Here is a 17,137-nt window from a genome sequence, read left to right as displayed (position 1 = left end):
AGAGAAAAACCAAAAGTGTAGATACGAACAAGCCGTGCCTACCAGAGGATAGCACGGCTTGATGCATTTGGGTGTGGGATTAAACGAGTTTAGCGCGAACTAAACTGCTTACTCTACCCATATCTGCACGCCCTTGAATATGTGGTTTGATCAGCGCCATCACTTTACCCATGTCTTGCATGCCACTGGCTTGAGATTCAGCCACCGCACTGTCAATCAGGGCGATAACGTCTTCTTCACTCAATGGTTGAGGCATAAATTCCTCAAGAACGGTGATTTCCGCTTTTTCCACATCTGCTAAATCTTGACGATTAGCAGCTTCATATTGCGTAACAGAGTCGCGACGTTGTTTAACCATTTTCACCAGCACAGCCAAAATGTCGTCGTCGTTCAGAGTAATCTGTTCGTCAACTTCACGTTGCTTAATGCCGGCTAAGGCCAAACGAATAGTGCCAAGGCGCGCTTTGTCCTTGGCTTTCATCGCTAATTTTTGCTCTTCTTTGAGAGTGTCAATCAGAGCCATAACTTTATTCCTTTTTTGGAATCAGTTATTAGTACAGGCGAACGCGACGAGCGTTTTCGCGAGCTAGCTTCTTAGCGTGACGCTTTTGAGCTGCTGCTTTAGCACGTTTGCGAACAGTAGTTGGCTTTTCGTAGTGCTCACGACGACGCACTTCAGAAAGGATACCTGCTTTTTCGCAAGAGCGCTTGAAACGACGTAGTGCTACGTCGAACGGTTCGTTTTCACGTACTTTAACTATTGGCATATGCCTTTCACCTCAGGGGTTAATTCGTTAACGCTGGTATTTTGTGGCCAAAGTAACAAGATAGCTTGTCGACTAGAGCGATAACCAGCTTGATCAAAAATGGTGCGGAATTTTAATCCTATCGTGACCGCTTTGTAAAGTACTTTGTTGTTTACTGTCTGTACAAAGTTTGTTTGTCATGCCAAGCCGAGGTAACATGAGCGGAATTTTGATTATTGGCGGCTGTTCGACCACGGTCAACAGCTTCTAGCAGACAGCATGCTGAGAATACTATGCGCATTATTGGAATTGAAACCTCTTGCGATGAAACTGGAATCGCGATTTATGATGATGAGAAAGGTCTTTTATCTCATCAATTGTATAGCCAAGTAAAACTGCACGCCGATTATGGTGGTGTGGTACCGGAGCTGGCTTCGCGTGATCACGTAAAAAAAACCATTCCACTGATTAAAGCCGCCATGGCGGAGGCTAAGCTGACTCCCACCGATATTGACGGCATAGCTTATACTGCCGGCCCCGGCTTGGTGGGCGCTTTATTGGTCGGAGCGACGATTGGTCGTAGTTTGGCGTATGCTTGGAATATTCCTGCGGTGGCGGTTCATCATATGGAAGGGCATTTGTTGGCGCCAATGCTGGAAGATAATCCACCGCCGTTTCCCTTTGTTGCGGTGTTGGTTTCTGGTGGCCACTCGATGATGGTGGAAGTTAAGGGAATTGGCGATTATACGATTTTGGGTGAATCGATTGATGATGCGGCAGGCGAAGCGTTTGATAAAACCGCTAAGTTGATGGGGCTCGATTATCCAGGAGGACCGATGTTGGCTCGCTTGGCAGAAAAAGGCACGCCTGGACGCTTTAAGTTTCCTCGCCCTATGACCGACCGCCCGGGCTTAGACATGAGTTTTTCAGGTTTAAAAACCTTTACAGCCAATACCATTGCTGCCAATGGTGACGATGAGCAAACTCGAGCTGATATTGCTTATGCGTTCCAAGATGCAGTGTGTGACACATTAGTCATCAAATGTCGACGTGCGCTCGAGCAAACTGGAATGAAACGTATTGTGATTGCTGGTGGGGTGAGTGCGAATAAGCAGCTACGTGCTGATTTAGCCAAGCTAGCCGAGAAAATTGGCGGTGAGGTGTTTTATCCGCGTACCGAATTTTGTACCGATAATGGCGCGATGATTGCTTATGCGGGGATGCAACGCTTAAAAAATGGTGATGTTACAGAGCTCAGTGTTCAAGCGCGGCCTCGTTGGCCGATTGACCAACTGACGCCGATTGCTTAATCAATCAAGCGGTAACGGTTCTCATTGGAAACGGTCATAGCCATGGCCGTTTTTTTATGGTTTTTTCTCGCCAACTTTCGGCTCTGTGCCGATAAAAAGACGCTTAATGTTCTCTTGATGACGAAGCACGATTAAGCAGCAGAGCATCGCGACGGGCAATGTATAGTGTGGTTTGATCATCCAGGTATAAAAAGGCGTCAATAAAACGGTTACCAGTGCGGCAAGGGAGGAATAACGGAAAATAAAGACCACCACTAACCAAGTGACAATGACCATGGAGGTTAATTCTAAGCCTATTGGTGCAATGGCGCCTAGTGCTGTCGCCACGCCCTTACCGCCTTTGAAATGGAAAAATAGGGGATACATGTGACCAAGGCAGGCCGCGATACCGATTAAGCCGAGCATGAGAGGATCAATGTTAAGGTAATAACCGCCCCAGACAGGAATCGTTCCTTTGAGCATGTCACAAATCAGCACTGCCAAGGCGGTTTTCTTACCGGCAATGCGCAGTACATTGGTGGCTCCGGGATTATGAGAGCCGACGCCGCGAGGATCAGGCAAACGCAGTAATCGGCAGATCAATACCGCACTGGAAATTGACCCCAGTAAATAGGCGCAAATAATCATGATCAGTGCTAGTGGCGTCATAGCGGCCTCTACCGTCGTTGTTTGGCTACGTATTGTTTGTAAGGTAAGCCAATGTTTAGCGGGGGACTCTCTCTAATGCGACGAATATCCCCTTCTTAATTGAAGCTACAGCGGTGTTGACTGCGTTCGTTTATCCCAATCACATATCATGGCGATGTACTCACTTGCCGACGGCGTGCAACCCCAAGTCGTTTGGGTATAGTCTCAGGATTTCTTTATTTTTAACGTGACCCAAACCTGATAAAAGTTGTCTTGGACGCGGTCATCACGTTAACTTTTCCTGCTGATAAAAAATGACAACCTGACGGTTTTTTAATGATGGCATGCGTTGCCGGTTATCATTGCAAGCAATTGTTAAATAGCCTGAAAAATAGTCATTAAGGCAATGAAGAAACAAAAAATCTTGAGAGTTTCGCATCAATAGGTGGTTTGGGTATATGATATCGTGATAAACCCCAATAGTCCGTTTTTTTACTCAATTTGGATATCCGACCAGCAAAAAGGAGGCAATATTGCCATGGATAAAGTTTTTATCGAGCAGTTAACTGTGGTCACAACCATTGGTGTTTATGACTGGGAGCAGACCATTAAGCAAAAATTAGTGCTTGATTTGGAGATGGCTCATAATAATCAACCTGCTGGCAAAAGCGATGATGTGGCTGATGCATTGGATTATGCCCAAGTCAGTCAAGCGGTGATTGAGCATATTGAACAGGGGCGTTTTTTATTGGTAGAGCGAGTTGCTGAAGAAGTGGCTGAGCTGATTATGCAGCGTTTTTCTGTGCCTTGGGTTAAGGTCCGTTTAACCAAGCCGGGAGCGGTAGCACAAGCAAAAGGGGTTGGTGTGGTGATTGAACGAGGACAGGCATGATCACTTGTTATATTGGTATTGGTTCCAATGTTCAACGTCATCGACATATTGAAGCTGGATGTCGTGAATTAGCGACGTTAACGGATCGACTGCGCTTATCGTCGGTTTATGAGTGCCCATCTGTCGGCTTTGATAGCCATGCTTTTTATAATCTGGTTGCGGAGATCACTACCACGCTCTCTTTACCCGTTTTGCTAGAGAAATTACGGGATATAGAACGGCGTTGGGGAAGAGAGATCAACGCAAAGAAGTTTCAAGATCGAACGTTAGATTTGGATTTACTACTTTATGGTGAGCAAGTCTCGAGCGAAGCGCCCGTCTTGCCAAGACGGGATATTTATCATTATCCTTTTGTTATCCAACCTTTGTACGAATTGTCGCCCCAGTTGCTGATTCCTGGCAGCGAGCAAACGGTTCAAGAGGTGTGGCAAGCAACGCCAGATCTCGACTCTTTAACTCTCATTCCTTTATGGTTTTCCATCCGTAAATCCGTTAATTAGAGAATAATCATGACTTATTTTGAAGCGTTTATATTGGCGTTGATCCAAGGCTTAACTGAATTCTTACCCATCTCTAGCTCTGCTCATCTTATTTTGCCTTCGGCTATTTTAGGCTGGGAAGATCAAGGTTTAGCTTTTGATGTGGCAGTGCATGTTGGCACCTTAGCTGCGGTGATCATTTATTTTCGCCATGAAGTGGTGAGCTTATTACGAGCATTTTTTGCGTCCATTTTCAAAGGTGATCGCAGCAAAGAAGCCAAACTGGCTTGGTTGATCATTCTCGCGACCATTCCCGCGTGTATTTTTGGTTTATTAATGAAAGATATTGTTGAGCTGTATCTGCGTAGTGCGTGGGTGATTGCCACAACGACGATCATTTTTGGCTTACTGCTTTGGTATGTGGATAGACATGCTCGTCTTGCCCAAGATGAGTATCAAGCGGGATGGAAGCAGGCTCTTTTTGTTGGTGTCGCACAAGCGTTAGCGATTATTCCCGGTACATCACGCTCAGGTGCAACCATTACGGCTGCGCTGTATTTAGGCTTTACTCGTGAAGCTGCGGCGCGATTTTCATTTTTAATGTCGATTCCAATTATTACTTTAGCTGGTGGATACTTAGGTCTTAAGTTAATCACGAGCGGTGAACCGATTCAGATTAATTTCTTAATTACTGGCGTGATCACCTCGTTTATTAGCGCCTATTTGTGTATTTTCTTTTTCTTAAAGCTCATTTCTCGAATGGGGATGACTCCTTTTGTGATTTATCGTTTAATTTTAGGTTTTGGATTACTTCTGTTTTTATCGATGAATTAATACTTTTTAGTCAGCAGCCATCCGTATTAAGCGCGGTGGTGTTGGCTAGGAGCGAGGATCGTTAACGCTACTCAGATAGGGCCTTTATGTGAGTAGCGATTGACTGACTTGTCGTCTCGCTTCAGAACCAAGTCGTTTGGAGATTATTGGTTAAACCGCTGGAGATAGTTGTTCATTGACAACGACTTAAACCGTGAGCTTACTCGCCTGATTTTGGCGCTTATGATATAAGTAAGCGGGCAAGTAAACTGTCAATGTAGACGGTACTTCTCATTAGGTACCGCTCCCATCAGTAAGGTGAAAAAGATGCGAGTATTGGCGATAGCCTTATTTTTGCTATTTGGCTGGCTGCAATACCATTTATGGTTAAGTAAAAATGGCATCGTAGACTTTCGAATGGTCTCGAGTGAAATTAACGTACAAGAACAAGTGAACAGTAATTTGCACCAACGAAACCAAGAGATGTTTGCTGAAATCGATGATTTACGGCAGGGGCTTGATGCGATTGAAGAGCGCGCCCGCCATGAGTTAGGAATGGTCAAAGACAATGAAACCTTTTATCGGATTATCGGTGAGGTAACGCCTTGAACGTTCCATTAATTACCGCCATTGTTCCCGCCGCTGGGATTGGCAGTCGAATGCAGGCTGATCGTCCTAAGCAATATCTCCTGCTTAATGGAAAAACGGTATTAGAGCATACGGTTGAGCAGTTATTGGCTCACCCACAGATAGGACAGGTTGTTATTGCTATCAGTCAGCAAGACCCTTACTTTTCTTCCTTATCATTAGCAAGTCATCCCCGAGTGAAGGTGGTCAATGGCGGAAAAGAGCGTGCAGAGTCGGTACTCAACGCGCTACGTTTGGTGGATGAACAGCAATTAGGCGAATGGGTGATGGCGCATGATGCGGCAAGACCCTGCGTCACTGAGCGTGATATTACGCAGTTAATTCAGCGTGCATTATCTCATCCGGTAGGGGCGATACTTGCTAGCCCTGTCCGCGATACGATGAAGCGTGGTGACGGGGACGGTAATATTTCGCAAACCGTTGAACGTCAAGCATTATGGCATGCGCTAACGCCGCAGATGTTTCGTTGTCAGCCTTTATTACAGGCGCTACAACAAGCCTTAGAACAAAAGGCGATCATTACCGATGAAGCCTCTGCTTTTGAGTGGCAAGGTTTGTCTCCAGGCTTAGTGAGCGGGCGAGCGGATAATATTAAAATTACTCAGCCAGAAGATCTGGCATTGGCTGAGTTTTATTTAAGTCGAAAAAAGGAAACAGCATGATACGTATTGGCCACGGTTTTGATGTGCATAAATTTGGCGGTGAAGGCCCGGTGATAATTGGCGGTGTTTCTATCCCTTATGAGCAGGGCCTGATTGCTCACTCTGATGGTGATGTGGCGTTGCATGCTTTGTGTGATGCGCTTTTAGGCGCGATTGCCGCCGGTGATATTGGCCGTCATTTTCCCGATACGGATGAGCAATGGAAAGGTGCTGATAGTCGAGCTTTACTGCGCGATGTATATCAACGTGTTCTCAAACAGGGGTATCAGTTGGGCAATGCCGATATTACGCTGATTGCTCAAGCGCCGAAAATGGCGCCTTATATTGAATCGATGTGTCAAGTGATCGCTGAGGACTTACAAACAGCAACGAGTAACATTAATGTCAAAGCAACCACCACCGAACGGTTAGGCTTTACTGGCCGTAAAGAAGGGATCGCTTGCGAAGCCGTGGTATTATTAATAAAAGCTTAAGACTTGGTGAACGCTCTGCATGATCGAATGCGAGTCGTATACCGTCTGTTTATCTTACTCCTAGATTGTTATCGAACGATAGCGATGGGATACATTCACTGCCTACCATGAATTCAGGTTTTCGTTAACGAGCGTTGAGTAGGCAGATATTGGAATAAAAAATGACTGATCTTCTCTCTTCTCTGGCCTACTTATGTGGTCAGCCGACGGCGAAAGCAAAAATTAAAGCACGACCAGAGCACTTTAAAGTCACCGAAGATTTAGGGTATTCCTTTTCTGGTGAAGGTGAGCACGTCATGGTGTGCATTAGGAAAACCGGAGAAAATACCAGTTTTGTTGCGAATGAACTGGCCAAGGCGTGTGGTGTAAAATCTAAAGATATCGGCTGGGCAGGGCTCAAAGACCGGCATGCTGTGACAGAACAATGGCTCAGTGTCTATCTTCCAGATGGAAAATTACCGAATTTGACTGCATTTGAAAAGCAATACCCAAGTATTCAAGTGCTGGCGATGACTCGTCATCATAAAAAGTTGCGTCCCGGTGATTTGCAGGGCAATCACTTTGAATTGACGCTCAGTGAAGTGAGCGATATCGATAATGTTGTGCAGCGTTTGCAGGTGCTTGCTGATCAGGGCGTACCTAACTATTTTGGTCAACAGCGCTTTGGTAAAGATGGCAACAATCTCCATGAAGCGCGGCGTTGGGGGCGTGACAATGTGCGCTCTCGTAATCAAAATCAACGTAGTCTGTATTTATCTGCTGCCCGTTCGTGGATTTTTAACCATATCGTCTCTGCTCGAATTCAGTCTGGATGTTTTGAGTCTTTTATTGCGGGTGATATAGCATTAAAAGACGGAGTCTCTGAACTGGTTAGCGACGATCAACTGACGCAATTCAATCAACAGTTAGCTGATCAGAAAGTCCAAATTACCGCGGCACTGGCGGGAGATAATGCTCTACCCACTCAAGGTGCTGCGCAAGCCTTAGAGCAACAAGCACTCGATGCAGAGCCGGATCTAATGAAACTGATTCGCGGCAACCGGATGCGTCACGACAGACGAGTGATTGCTTTACATCCTCAGCAACTTCAGTGGCAAGTCGACAATAATAATATATTGCTTAGCTTTACTTTGGATGCGGGCAGCTTTGCGACCTCTATCGTCCGTGAATTAATTGAAGAAATTCCAGTTGAACGAGTTTATGACTAATAAAAAATTAAAAATTTTATTGAGTAATGATGATGGTGTCTATGCCGAAGGTATTCGGGCGCTGGCTTATGCATTAGCCGATTTGGCTGAGATTATCATTGTTGCTCCGGATAGAAATCGCTCAGGTGCCTCAAATTCTCTGACTTTAGAGCAACCATTACGAGTAACAAAAATTGAGCCGAATACCTATTCTGTACAAGGTACGCCAACCGACTGCGTTCATTTTGCTCTTAACGAATTACTCAAACATGATTTACCCGATTTAGTATTAAGCGGGATTAATCATGGAGCTAACTTAGGGGATGATGTGCTTTATTCTGGGACGGTTGCTGCGGCCATGGAAGGGCATTTTCTGGGCGTACAGTCGATTGCCTTCTCTTTGGTCGGTAATACCCATTTCGCGACAGCAGGTAAGATTGCTCGTCAAATCGTCTTGCAGCACTTATCCTCACCCATTCCAACGAATCGATTGATTAATATAAATATTCCAGATGTTCCTTTTGATCAATTAACCGGAACGCAAGTCACCCGACTTGGTGCTCGTCATCATGCTGAAAATATGATCAAACAAAAAGATCCACGAGGGCATGAGATCTACTGGCTCGGACCTCCAGGAAGAGAGCAAGACGCGGGAGAAGGCACCGACTTTTATGCGGTTGAGCAAAAATGTGTGTCAGTGACGCCGATACTGGTTGATTTAACTGCTCATGAGTCGCTCGGTGCAATGGCGACGTGGTTAAAGGTATAAAAGATGAGTAATCCTAAGGCGGATAAACTGATTGAGTATTTAGTGCGGCAAGGAATTGATGATCAAGCGGTATTATCTGCCATCCACGCTTTGCCGAGAGAGCGGTTTGTGTCACAAGCGATGATGCATCAAGCTTATGATAACCATGCGTTACCGATTGGTCTTGGACAAACGATCTCACAACCTTACATTGTGGCCAAAATGACTCAAATATTGTCTTTAAAGCCACATAGCCGAGTTTTAGAAGTTGGCACCGGATCGGGGTATCAAACGGCGGTACTTGCTCAATTGGTTGATCACGTTTTTTCGATTGAACGTATTAAATTTTTACAATGGGAAGCGAAACGCCGTTTGAAACAATTGGATATTTATAATGTCTCAACTAAACATGGCGATGGCTGGCAAGGCTGGGCGGCTAAAGCGCCTTTTGATGCGATTATCGTTACCGCGGCCGCTCCGATTGTTCCGCAAGCTTTACTTGAGCAGTTAACCGATGGTGGCCGTTTAGTGATTCCAGTCGGAGAGGAAGAGCAGCAATTGCTGTGTATTATTCGTCAAGGTGATGAATGGATAACTCAAAGCGTAGAAACGGTACGTTTTGTACCTTTAGTGGCAGGTGAATTAGCTTAATGAAAAAGTGGCAGTGTCGAAATGGATGGCTGATTGGTTTGTGCTGCTTACTATTTGGTTGTGCGGTTAACATACCTGCGCCAGTTTCGGGGCTGAACAAAGACTATAACTCAATACCTCGTGGCAGTTATCGAGGCAGTTACTATGAGGTAAAAAAAGGCGATACCTTATACTTTATCTCTTATATTACTGACAAAGATGTTAACGATATTATCCGTTTTAATCGCCTGCAAGCGCCTTATGTGATTCACCCTGGACAAAAGCTGCGTTTATGGGGACCAGTGTATACACCTCCTGCTTATGCGGGAACGGGGGCTGGACCTCGGCCTAAAGCGAATGTCAGTTCGGTTGGTAGCGTTGCTTCGGCGTCGACACCTGTGGCTGTACCAGCACCTGTTGTTATCGCTCCCTCGGTGCCCGTGAAGAGCAAAGACTCTAATCCTGTATCGATCTCTCAAAACAGTAAGAAACCCCCTACAACGGTCAACAAATCACCTACAACGCCTATTGAACAACCGAAAACAAACAGGTATGTTGAAACTACACCCAAAGTAAATGTTACTAGTCAGCCTGTCACTAAACCGACACAAAATAACGATAAAATCGCTAAGTGGCTATGGCCAACCAAAGGGAGAGTAATTAAAGGTTTCTCCGCAGGAGATCAAGGAAACAAAGGTATTGATATTGCAGGTCAGCGAGGTCAATCGATTGTTTCTACCGCGGCTGGGACGGTGGTGTATTCAGGTAATGCGCTACGCGGCTACGGCAATTTGATCATTATTAAGCACAATGATGACTATCTGAGTGCCTATGCTCACAATGATCAACTGCTGGTTCAAGAAGGTCAGAATGTAACTGCTGGTCAAAAAATCGCGACCATGGGCAGCTCAGGAACCACCAGTGTTCGCTTACATTTTGAAATTCGTTACCAAGGTAAGCCAGTGAATCCACAACGCTACTTACCATAAACATGCTTGTGATGAGTTATGTAGCCGACATTTGAAGTTGTAATGTCTTGCTAGCTCGCCAGGGGAGGCGTTATGAGTATCAGCAATTCAGTCACTAAAGTCGAAGATTTTGATTTTGACCCTGAAGTTATCAACGCAGCGGAGTCTGACGTTGAGCAACTATCCGCCACTAACCTCAAAGAAGAATACGATGCATCGAGCAAAAGCTTAGATGCAACACAGATGTATTTGAGTGAAATTGGTTTTTCACCCCTTTTAACCGCCGAAGAAGAAGTCCTTTACGCTCGACGTGCATTACGTGGTGATGAGGCCGCGCGCAAGCGAATGATTGAAAGTAACCTACGCTTGGTGGTGAAAATCTCTCGCCGTTACAGTAACCGTGGTCTAGCGTTGCTCGATTTGATTGAAGAAGGCAACCTAGGCTTGATCCGAGCCGTTGAAAAATTTGATCCAGAACGAGGTTTTCGTTTTTCGACTTATGCCACGTGGTGGATTCGTCAAACCATCGAACGGGCGCTGATGAATCAAACTCGTACCATTCGTCTACCGATTCATGTCGTCAAAGAGCTCAATATTTATTTGCGCACAGCACGTGAACTTTCACAGCGTTTGGACCATGAACCTACGGCAGAGGAAATTGCCGCTGAGCTGGACAAGCCAGTTGAAGATGTCAATAAAATGCTACGTTTGAATGAGCGGATCAGTTCTGTTGATACTCCGATCGGTGGCGATGGCGATAAAGCATTGTTGGATATTCTGCCAGACTCTAATCACTCTGATCCGGAAGTGTCGACTCAAGATGATGATATTCGTTTATCTTTGCTTAATTGGCTTGATGAGCTCAATCCAAAGCAAAAAGAAGTCTTAGCGCGCCGTTTTGGATTACTGGGTTATGAACCTTCAACGTTGGAAGAAGTTGGGCGAGAAATTAATCTTACCCGTGAGCGAGTCAGACAGATCCAAGTAGAAGGCTTACGCCGCCTACGCGAGATCCTCGTTAAACAAGGGCTGAATATGGAAGCTTTGTTTAATGTCGATAACGACAATTAATTGGCTTTAATGATGTAGAAAAGGCACCTCGACGGTGCCTTTTTGCTTTAATACTGCTGTATCTATAAGCATTTTTTTAAGCGATATAGGGCTTCTAATGCTTGACGTGGCGTCAGCTCATCGGGATCAATACCGGCGAGTAGCTGTTCAACTTCACTTGGTTCAGGAATTAAGCTCATTTGATCAGTTATAGCCAGTGATGCTGATGGTTTCTTGGTCGTCTCTCGCTGTTGCTCAAGCTGTGCGAGTTTATTTTTGGCATTGGTAATCACAGCCTTAGGTACGCCCGCTAAGCTCGCGACGGCTAAACCGTAGGATTTACTGGCTGCCCCTTCTTGTACGGCGTGCATGAAGGCGATGTTTTCACCATGCTCAACCGCATCGAGATGAACATTCGCCAAGTGCGGTAAAGTGCTGGGCAGTTCAGTTAACTCAAAATAGTGAGTAGCAAATAGGGTCATGGCTCCAATTTTGGTGGCTAACCATTCGGCACTGGCCCACGCTAAAGAGAGCCCATCATAAGTGCTGGTGCCTCGACCAATCTCATCCATCAATACCAAACTATGCTGGGTTGCATTATGTAGGATATTTGCGGTTTCGGTCATTTCGACCATAAACGTGGAACGACCTGAAGCCAGATCATCAGAGGCGCCAATCCGAGTGAAAATCCGATCTAACAAACCAATCGTCGCCGATTGCGCTGGGACATAACTGCCCATGTGCGCCATCAAGGCGATCAAGGCGGTTTGGCGCATATAGGTCGACTTACCTCCCATGTTCGGACCGGTAATGATCAACATTTTACGTTGCTGGTGGAGCGTGATTGGGTTAGCAATAAAGGGATCGTTCATCACTTGCTCAACCACCGGATGACGACCGGCTTGAATCTGTAAGCCAATATTCTCGGTTAAGGTTGGTCGACAATAATCCAAGCTTTCTGCTCTTTCGGCTAAATTTTGTAGTACGTCCAACTGTGAAAGGGCTGAAGCTAACGTTTGCAAACACTCTAAGTGAGGCAGTAACAGATCAAACAATTGTTCCCAAAGCTGTTTCTCTAATGCTAAAGCTTTTGATTTGGAATTTAATACTTTGTCTTCATGTGCTTTGAGCTCAGGAATAATGTAGCGCTCAGCATTTTTTAAGGTTTGGCGACGAACATAGTGCGGTGGCACCAGTTGGCTTTGTCCGCGGCTGACTTGGATATAAAAGCCGTGGACATTGTTGTAACCGACTTTCAAGCTGTCAATGCCGTGACGTTCACGTTCATCGACTTCTAATTGATCGAGATACTCGGTAGCACCTGCGGCTAATTTACGCCACTCGTCCAGTTCCGCATCATAACCATCAGCAATCACGCCACCATCACGGATCACCACTGGAGGGTTGTCTTTTATCGCTCGTTCCAGCAGTTGTGAGAGCACTTCAATGGGCTGGGCATCTTGACGTAATTGACATAAATACGGATGTCTAAGCGACGCCATTTGCTGGTTGAGCTCAGGTAACTGCTGCAGCGCATTTCTCAGGCGAGCTAAATCACGTGGGCGAGCAGAGCGCAGTGCTAAACGAGCCAAGATACGCTCGATATCGCCAATTTGTTTTAATATTGGGGAAAGTTCAGCAAATAGCGCGTCTTGTTTGAGCTCGGTTATCCCATCCAAACGTTGATTGATGGTGTCGATATGGCGCGTAGGTTGGTGAATCCAACGTTTGAGCATACGGCTGCCCATCGCGGTTGCACAGTGATCTAAGACTTCAGCTAAGGTGTGCTCTTGTCCGCCCGCTAAATTTTGGGTTAATTCTAAGTTACGACGAGTCGCTGCATCTAAAATAACCGATTGATCTTGGCGATCAAAAGTCAGAGCACGAATATGGGGTAGGGCGGTGCGCTGAGTATCTTTTACGTATTGAATTAAGCAGCCCGCTGCACATAAACCGAGTTTGGCTTTTTCTACACCAAAACCTACCAAGTCACGAGTGCCAAATTGTTGATTCAACTGTTGTTTTGCGGTGTCGAGTTCGAATTCCCAAATCGGGCGGCGTCGGTTACCTTTGCGATTGGCTAGAACCTGTACAGGGCTAAAATCTTCAGGAAAGAGCAATTCGCGCGGTGCGGTGCGTTGCAGTTCAGCGCACATTGATTCTACCGAATCTGGTTCAGAGAGTTGAAAACGGCCAGAGGTGATATCCAAGGTCGCATAACCAAATTTACCGCCCTGATGATAAATCGCCGCAATCAAATTATCGCTACGCTCAGACAATAAGGCTTCGTCAGTGATGGTGCCAGGGGTAATAATGCGTACAACTTTGCGTTCAACCGGCCCCTTACTGGTCGCCGGATCGCCTATTTGCTCGCAAATAGCGATGGATTCTCCCAACTGCACTAGTTTGGCTAAGTAGCCTTCCACAGCATGATAAGGTACGCCAGCCATGGGGATTGGTTCACCGGCAGAAGCGCCGCGTTTGGTGAGTGAGATATCTAATAATTGCGAGGCACGTTTTGCATCATCATAAAACAGTTCATAAAAATCACCCATGCGATAAAACAGCAAAATATCGGGGTTTTCTGCTTTGAGTTTAAGATACTGCCTCATCATCGGGGTATGAGATGAGGAAGACTCGATGCAAGAAGCGTTGGATGTACTCATGGTATTAGTTACTCGGTTAGCCAGTTGTTTGTTCTGAGCGTCAACAACTCAGCCGCAGAGGATAACAAACTTCACTATTAATGAGCAATCAACCGATGGTAATAGGCAGTGAATGGCGTGATGAACAGGCTCATCACGCCATGCGAAAATAATCGATTTGTTTCAAGAAAATAGACCAGAAGAGAGATAACGATCGCCGCGATCACAGACGATTGCGACAACCACTGCCCCCGGGTTCTGTTTAGCGATTTGTAACGCGGCAAATACGGAGCCCCCAGAGCTTACACCAGCGCAGATCCCTTCTTGAGTCGCTAATGCTCGCGCCGTTTGAACAGCATCTTGCTCGCTGATATCCATCACCACATCGACCCGAGACTGTTCAAAAATCCCCGGTAGATACTCCTTTGGCCAGCGGCGGATTCCAGGTATCGAGCTGCCTTCAGACGGTTGCAGGCCGATGATTTGGATTTGCGGGTTTTGCTGTTTAAGATAACGTGACGTACCCATGATGGTGCCGGTTGTCCCCATGCTAGAGACAAAATGAGTAATCAGTCCTTGGCTTTGCTGCCAAATTTCTGGTCCGGTTGACTGAAAGTGCGCCAAGGGATTATCTGGATTATTAAATTGATCCAGCACTTTGCCTTGACCTTGGGCTTGCATTTGCAGAGCTAAATCACGAGCGCCTTCCATGCCTTGTTCTTTACTGACCAGAATTAATTCACAGCCATAGGCACGCATGGAATCTTTACGCTCTTGGGTTGCGTTATCAGGCATGATTAAGGTCATTTTGTAGCCTTTAATCGCGGCAGCCATGGCTAAGGCGATGCCTGTATTACCACTGGTGGCTTCGATGATCCTATCTCCAGGATGAATATCACCGCGCTTCTCAGCCTGAACAATCATATTCAATGCCGGACGATCTTTGACTGAACCTGCCGGATTGTTGCCTTCCAGTTTGACTAAAACGGTGCTCGAGCTATCTTGAGCTAATCTTTGTAAACGAACTAATGGTGTTTGTCCGACATACGCTTCAATGGTTGGAAAATCAGTCACATGTTTATCCTTAGTCATTTATCTTTTGATTAAGCAGTACACCGCTGGTTGTCTGAGTGATGGAGGTGTCGTTCAGACTAAGCTGTTTTATCACACTTCGGTCATCTGTCTATTATAAAACTCACGGTTTAATCGACATACAATTTATTGCTAGATTTTATTCCAAAAAGTTCTATTAATAAGCTTTGTTATAATCCATTTACCTAATACTCTAAGCAACAGGAAGCCATGCTGGCAACGGGAATTGTGGAGTATCAAATATGAAGTTTATTAAGTCGGCGTTAGCCACATTACTCATGGTTGGAACATTCAATGTTTCAGCCGCCGATCAAACCATTCTTAACTCATCGTATGATATCGCTCGTGAGCTTTTCAATGCTTATAACCCGCTATTTGCTAAACATTGGCAAGAAAAAACTGGGCAAACGGTAGAAATACGTCAATCTCATGGCGGTTCTTCCGCTCAAGCTCGTTCTATTTTACAAGGGCTTGCAGCGGATGTGGTGACTTTCAACCAAGTTACCGACGTCCAAGTTCTGCATGATCGGGGAAAATTAATCGACGCTAATTGGCAAGATAAATTTCCTAATGCGAGCTCACCTTATTATTCAACAACCGCATTTTTAGTTCGCAAAGGTAACCCGAAAAATATTCAGAACTGGGATGATTTGGCTCGCGACGATGTGTCATCCGTATTCCCGAATCCAAAAACTTCCGGTAATGCGCGTTACACCTATTTGGCCGCGTTAGGTTTTGCCCAGCAAGAATTTGGTGTCGATAATCAAGCCGAACAAGACCGATTTTTAAGACAGTTTCTTGCTAATGTCGCGGTATTTGATACCGGAGGTCGAGGGGCAACCACTTCTTTTGTTGAGCGTGGCCTTGGGGACGTATTGATTACCTTTGAATCTGAAGTTAATAATATTCGTCAGCAGTACGGTATGGATGATTATCAAGTCGTGGTGCCTAAAACTTCTATTTTGGCTGAATTTCCGGTAGCGGTTGTCGAGCGTACCGCTAAACGTAAAGGCACTTATGAGGTTGCTCACGAATACCTCTCTTACTTATACAGCGAAGATGCACAGCGTTTATTGGCTGGTTTCAGCTATCGAATTCATGATGAAAAAGTGAAAGCCGAGTTTGCCGATCGTTTTCCTGATGTCGAATTATTAACGGTAGAGACTATTGCGGGTGGTTGGGAAAAAGCCATGCAAGACCATTTTGCCAATGGCGCTAAACTGGATCAGCTACAACGTCGTTAACCGATGATTCGCCACTTAGTTTTACTAATCTAACTCAGTGGCTATTTTACTTACGCTTAAGTTTTTGCAGAGGGTTTATGAGCCGTTCTCTCACGCGACCACGTCATAAACGAGTATTGCCCGGTTTTGGGGTCAGTCTCGGGACCTCGCTATTTTTTATCAGTTTAATTTTATTACTGCCGGCGAGTGGCTTAATTATCCAAACCAGCAATATGTCTTGGGCAGAATATTGGCAGGTGATCGCCGACCCAAGAGTGGTGGCCAGTTACAAAGTTACCATTGGAGCCGCGTTGATTGCCTCGTTATTTAATGGCTTGCTAGGACTGTTGCTGGCGTGGGTTTTGGTTCGTTATGACTTTTATGGCAAACGGATCCTGGATGCGTTAGTCGACTTACCCTTTGCGCTCCCCACGGCAGTGGCAGGAATAACCTTAGCGACGCTGTACTCAACCAATGGATGGGTAGGAAGTGTGCTTAGTGAACTCGGGATCAAGGTCGCTTACACCCCTTTAGGGATTGTATTAGCAATGGTGTTTACCAGTTTGCCTTTTGTGGTTCGTACGGTTCAGCCTGTGTTAGAAGAGATTTCTAAAGAGGAGGAAGAAGCCGGTATGACCCTTGGTGCGACGGATCGAGCGGTGTTTTGGCGAGTGATCATGCCGTCGTTAAAGCCCGCTCTGCTGGTTGGTGTCGCGCTTTCATTTACGCGCAGTTTAGGGGAGTTTGGCGCGGTGATCTTCATTGCTGGCAACATGCCTTATGTGAGTGAAATTACGTCATTAATGATTTTTGTGCGTTTGCAAGAATTTGATTTTCCTGCGGCGAGCGCGATTGCTTCGGTGGTGCTACTTGCTTCTTTGTTATTACTGTTGACGATCAATGTATGGCAAGGTGCTTATTTACGTCGTATTCATGGGCGTTAA

At 45.7% G+C, this 17,137-nt stretch carries 19 protein-coding genes; 14 read left to right on the top strand and 5 right to left on the bottom strand.

The genetic code is table 11. The features are described 5' to 3' along the window. Positions 1–79: 79 nt before the first annotated feature. On the bottom strand, positions 80–523 hold the full coding sequence (locus FKQ60_RS11305; RefSeq protein WP_170904571.1) for a GatB/YqeY domain-containing protein: 444 nt from the start codon (positions 521–523) through the stop codon (positions 80–82). A 28-nt stretch (positions 524–551) separates the two neighbouring features. Next, positions 552–767, bottom strand: a complete 216-nt coding sequence (rpsU, locus tag FKQ60_RS11300; RefSeq protein ID WP_004396009.1) for a 30S ribosomal protein S21 — start codon at positions 765–767, stop codon at positions 552–554. A gap of 272 nt (positions 768–1,039) precedes the next feature. Between rpsU and tsaD the strand changes: the two genes are divergently transcribed. Continuing rightward, positions 1,040–2,056, top strand: a complete 1,017-nt coding sequence (gene tsaD, locus FKQ60_RS11295) for a tRNA (adenosine(37)-N6)-threonylcarbamoyltransferase complex transferase subunit TsaD (RefSeq protein ID WP_170904570.1) — start codon at positions 1,040–1,042, stop codon at positions 2,054–2,056. Between the two features lie 54 nt (positions 2,057–2,110). Here tsaD and plsY read toward each other — a convergent pair whose 3' ends face one another. After that, positions 2,111–2,704 carry a glycerol-3-phosphate 1-O-acyltransferase PlsY gene (plsY, locus tag FKQ60_RS11290; RefSeq protein ID WP_170904569.1) on the bottom strand — a complete coding sequence of 198 codons (594 nt, stop codon included), beginning with the start codon at positions 2,702–2,704 and terminating at the stop codon, positions 2,111–2,113. A 517-nt stretch (positions 2,705–3,221) separates the two neighbouring features. Here plsY and folB point away from each other — a divergent pair. The 11 genes from folB to rpoS all read left to right on the top strand — a co-directional run bounded on the left by folB (position 3,222) and on the right by rpoS (position 11,254). Then, the gene (gene folB / locus FKQ60_RS11285) at positions 3,222–3,575 is read left to right on the top strand and encodes a bifunctional dihydroneopterin aldolase/7,8-dihydroneopterin epimerase (protein WP_154169173.1); all 354 of its coding nucleotides are present in this window, start codon (positions 3,222–3,224) and stop codon (positions 3,573–3,575) included. Then, positions 3,572–4,075 carry a 2-amino-4-hydroxy-6-hydroxymethyldihydropteridine diphosphokinase gene (folK, locus tag FKQ60_RS11280; protein WP_154169171.1) on the top strand — a complete coding sequence of 168 codons (504 nt, stop codon included), beginning with the start codon at positions 3,572–3,574 and terminating at the stop codon, positions 4,073–4,075. The genes folB and folK overlap by 4 nt, the downstream gene beginning before the upstream one ends. 9 nt (positions 4,076–4,084) lie before the next feature. Next, positions 4,085–4,888 carry an undecaprenyl-diphosphate phosphatase gene (locus tag FKQ60_RS11275; RefSeq protein ID WP_154169169.1) on the top strand — a complete coding sequence of 268 codons (804 nt, stop codon included), beginning with the start codon at positions 4,085–4,087 and terminating at the stop codon, positions 4,886–4,888. Positions 4,889–5,194: 306 nt separating this feature from the next. Next, the gene (gene ftsB / locus FKQ60_RS11270; protein WP_040904691.1) at positions 5,195–5,476 is read left to right on the top strand and encodes a cell division protein FtsB; all 282 of its coding nucleotides are present in this window, start codon (positions 5,195–5,197) and stop codon (positions 5,474–5,476) included. A 50-nt stretch (positions 5,477–5,526) separates the two neighbouring features. Next, on the top strand, positions 5,527–6,177 hold the full coding sequence (gene ispD / locus FKQ60_RS11265) for a 2-C-methyl-D-erythritol 4-phosphate cytidylyltransferase (protein WP_233268205.1): 651 nt from the start codon (positions 5,527–5,529) through the stop codon (positions 6,175–6,177). Then, a complete protein-coding gene (gene ispF / locus FKQ60_RS11260) occupies positions 6,174–6,650 on the top strand; it encodes a 2-C-methyl-D-erythritol 2,4-cyclodiphosphate synthase (protein WP_004396002.1) in 477 nt (158 codons plus the stop codon). Before ispD ends, ispF begins: the two co-directional genes overlap by 4 nt. A gap of 161 nt (positions 6,651–6,811) precedes the next feature. After that, a complete protein-coding gene (gene truD / locus FKQ60_RS11255; protein ID WP_154169167.1) occupies positions 6,812–7,858 on the top strand; it encodes a tRNA pseudouridine(13) synthase TruD in 1,047 nt (348 codons plus the stop codon). After that, complete coding sequence (gene surE, locus FKQ60_RS11250) at positions 7,851–8,606, top strand: 5'/3'-nucleotidase SurE (protein ID WP_154169165.1); 756 nt, start codon at positions 7,851–7,853, stop codon at positions 8,604–8,606. Before truD ends, surE begins: the two co-directional genes overlap by 8 nt. 3 nt (positions 8,607–8,609) lie before the next feature. Further along, positions 8,610–9,236 (top strand): protein-L-isoaspartate(D-aspartate) O-methyltransferase, encoded by a 627-nt coding sequence (locus FKQ60_RS11245; RefSeq protein ID WP_004395999.1) that lies wholly within the window; start codon positions 8,610–8,612, stop codon positions 9,234–9,236. Beyond that, positions 9,236–10,204 (top strand): murein hydrolase activator NlpD, encoded by a 969-nt coding sequence (gene nlpD, locus FKQ60_RS11240; RefSeq protein WP_170906522.1) that lies wholly within the window; start codon positions 9,236–9,238, stop codon positions 10,202–10,204. The genes FKQ60_RS11245 and nlpD overlap by 1 nt, the downstream gene beginning before the upstream one ends. A gap of 72 nt (positions 10,205–10,276) precedes the next feature. Further along, positions 10,277–11,254, top strand: coding sequence for an RNA polymerase sigma factor RpoS (rpoS, locus tag FKQ60_RS11235; RefSeq protein WP_158144275.1), 978 nt, complete (start codon positions 10,277–10,279; stop codon positions 11,252–11,254). A 62-nt stretch (positions 11,255–11,316) separates the two neighbouring features. Here the strand turns inward: rpoS and mutS are convergent, their stop codons facing one another. Next, entirely contained in the window at positions 11,317–13,899 is a 2,583-nt protein-coding gene (mutS, locus tag FKQ60_RS11230; RefSeq protein ID WP_170906521.1) for a DNA mismatch repair protein MutS, read from the bottom strand. Positions 13,900–14,061: 162 nt separating this feature from the next. Then, on the bottom strand, positions 14,062–14,952 hold the full coding sequence (gene cysM, locus FKQ60_RS11225) for a cysteine synthase CysM (protein ID WP_158137831.1): 891 nt from the start codon (positions 14,950–14,952) through the stop codon (positions 14,062–14,064). Between the two features lie 260 nt (positions 14,953–15,212). Between cysM and cysP the strand changes: the two genes are divergently transcribed. Further along, positions 15,213–16,214: a thiosulfate ABC transporter substrate-binding protein CysP gene (gene cysP, locus FKQ60_RS11220; protein ID WP_170906520.1), complete on the top strand. Its 1,002-nt coding sequence runs from the start codon at positions 15,213–15,215 to the stop codon at positions 16,212–16,214. Positions 16,215–16,291: 77 nt separating this feature from the next. Continuing rightward, complete coding sequence (gene cysT, locus FKQ60_RS11215; protein WP_004395994.1) at positions 16,292–17,137, top strand: sulfate/thiosulfate ABC transporter permease CysT; 846 nt, start codon at positions 16,292–16,294, stop codon at positions 17,135–17,137.

Source organism: Vibrio sp. A11 (assembly GCF_013048705.1).
GTDB classification, from domain to species: domain Bacteria; phylum Pseudomonadota; class Gammaproteobacteria; order Enterobacterales; family Vibrionaceae; genus Vibrio; species Vibrio metschnikovii.
The sequence above is the reverse complement of the archived record's forward strand: the minus strand, read 5'-3'. Positions and strand labels throughout refer to the sequence as shown.

Excerpts from the sequence above, each read along its gene's own strand:
- FKQ60_RS11275 (WP_154169169.1), top strand. The coding sequence starts at position 4,085 with ATGACTTATTTTGAAGCGTTTATATTGGCGTTGATCCAAGGCTTAACT.
- surE (WP_154169165.1), top strand. The coding sequence starts at position 7,851 with ATGACTAATAAAAAATTAAAAATTTTATTGAGTAATGATGATGGTGTC.
- tsaD (WP_170904570.1), top strand. The coding sequence starts at position 1,040 with ATGCGCATTATTGGAATTGAAACCTCTTGCGATGAAACTGGAATCGCG.
- folB (WP_154169173.1), top strand. The coding sequence starts at position 3,222 with ATGGATAAAGTTTTTATCGAGCAGTTAACTGTGGTCACAACCATTGGT.
- FKQ60_RS11245 (WP_004395999.1), top strand. The coding sequence starts at position 8,610 with ATGAGTAATCCTAAGGCGGATAAACTGATTGAGTATTTAGTGCGGCAA.
- ispF (WP_004396002.1), top strand. The coding sequence starts at position 6,174 with ATGATACGTATTGGCCACGGTTTTGATGTGCATAAATTTGGCGGTGAA.
- cysP (WP_170906520.1), top strand. The coding sequence starts at position 15,213 with ATGAAGTTTATTAAGTCGGCGTTAGCCACATTACTCATGGTTGGAACA.
- rpsU (WP_004396009.1), bottom strand. The coding sequence starts at position 767 with ATGCCAATAGTTAAAGTACGTGAAAACGAACCGTTCGACGTAGCACTA.
- cysT (WP_004395994.1), top strand. The coding sequence starts at position 16,292 with ATGAGCCGTTCTCTCACGCGACCACGTCATAAACGAGTATTGCCCGGT.
- truD (WP_154169167.1), top strand. The coding sequence starts at position 6,812 with ATGACTGATCTTCTCTCTTCTCTGGCCTACTTATGTGGTCAGCCGACG.
- nlpD (WP_170906522.1), top strand. The coding sequence starts at position 9,236 with ATGAAAAAGTGGCAGTGTCGAAATGGATGGCTGATTGGTTTGTGCTGC.
- ftsB (WP_040904691.1), top strand. The coding sequence starts at position 5,195 with ATGCGAGTATTGGCGATAGCCTTATTTTTGCTATTTGGCTGGCTGCAA.
- ispD (WP_233268205.1), top strand. The coding sequence starts at position 5,527 with ATGCAGGCTGATCGTCCTAAGCAATATCTCCTGCTTAATGGAAAAACG.
- FKQ60_RS11305 (WP_170904571.1), bottom strand. The coding sequence starts at position 523 with ATGGCTCTGATTGACACTCTCAAAGAAGAGCAAAAATTAGCGATGAAA.
- folK (WP_154169171.1), top strand. The coding sequence starts at position 3,572 with ATGATCACTTGTTATATTGGTATTGGTTCCAATGTTCAACGTCATCGA.
- mutS (WP_170906521.1), bottom strand. The coding sequence starts at position 13,899 with ATGAGTACATCCAACGCTTCTTGCATCGAGTCTTCCTCATCTCATACC.
- plsY (WP_170904569.1), bottom strand. The coding sequence starts at position 2,704 with ATGACGCCACTAGCACTGATCATGATTATTTGCGCCTATTTACTGGGG.
- rpoS (WP_158144275.1), top strand. The coding sequence starts at position 10,277 with ATGAGTATCAGCAATTCAGTCACTAAAGTCGAAGATTTTGATTTTGAC.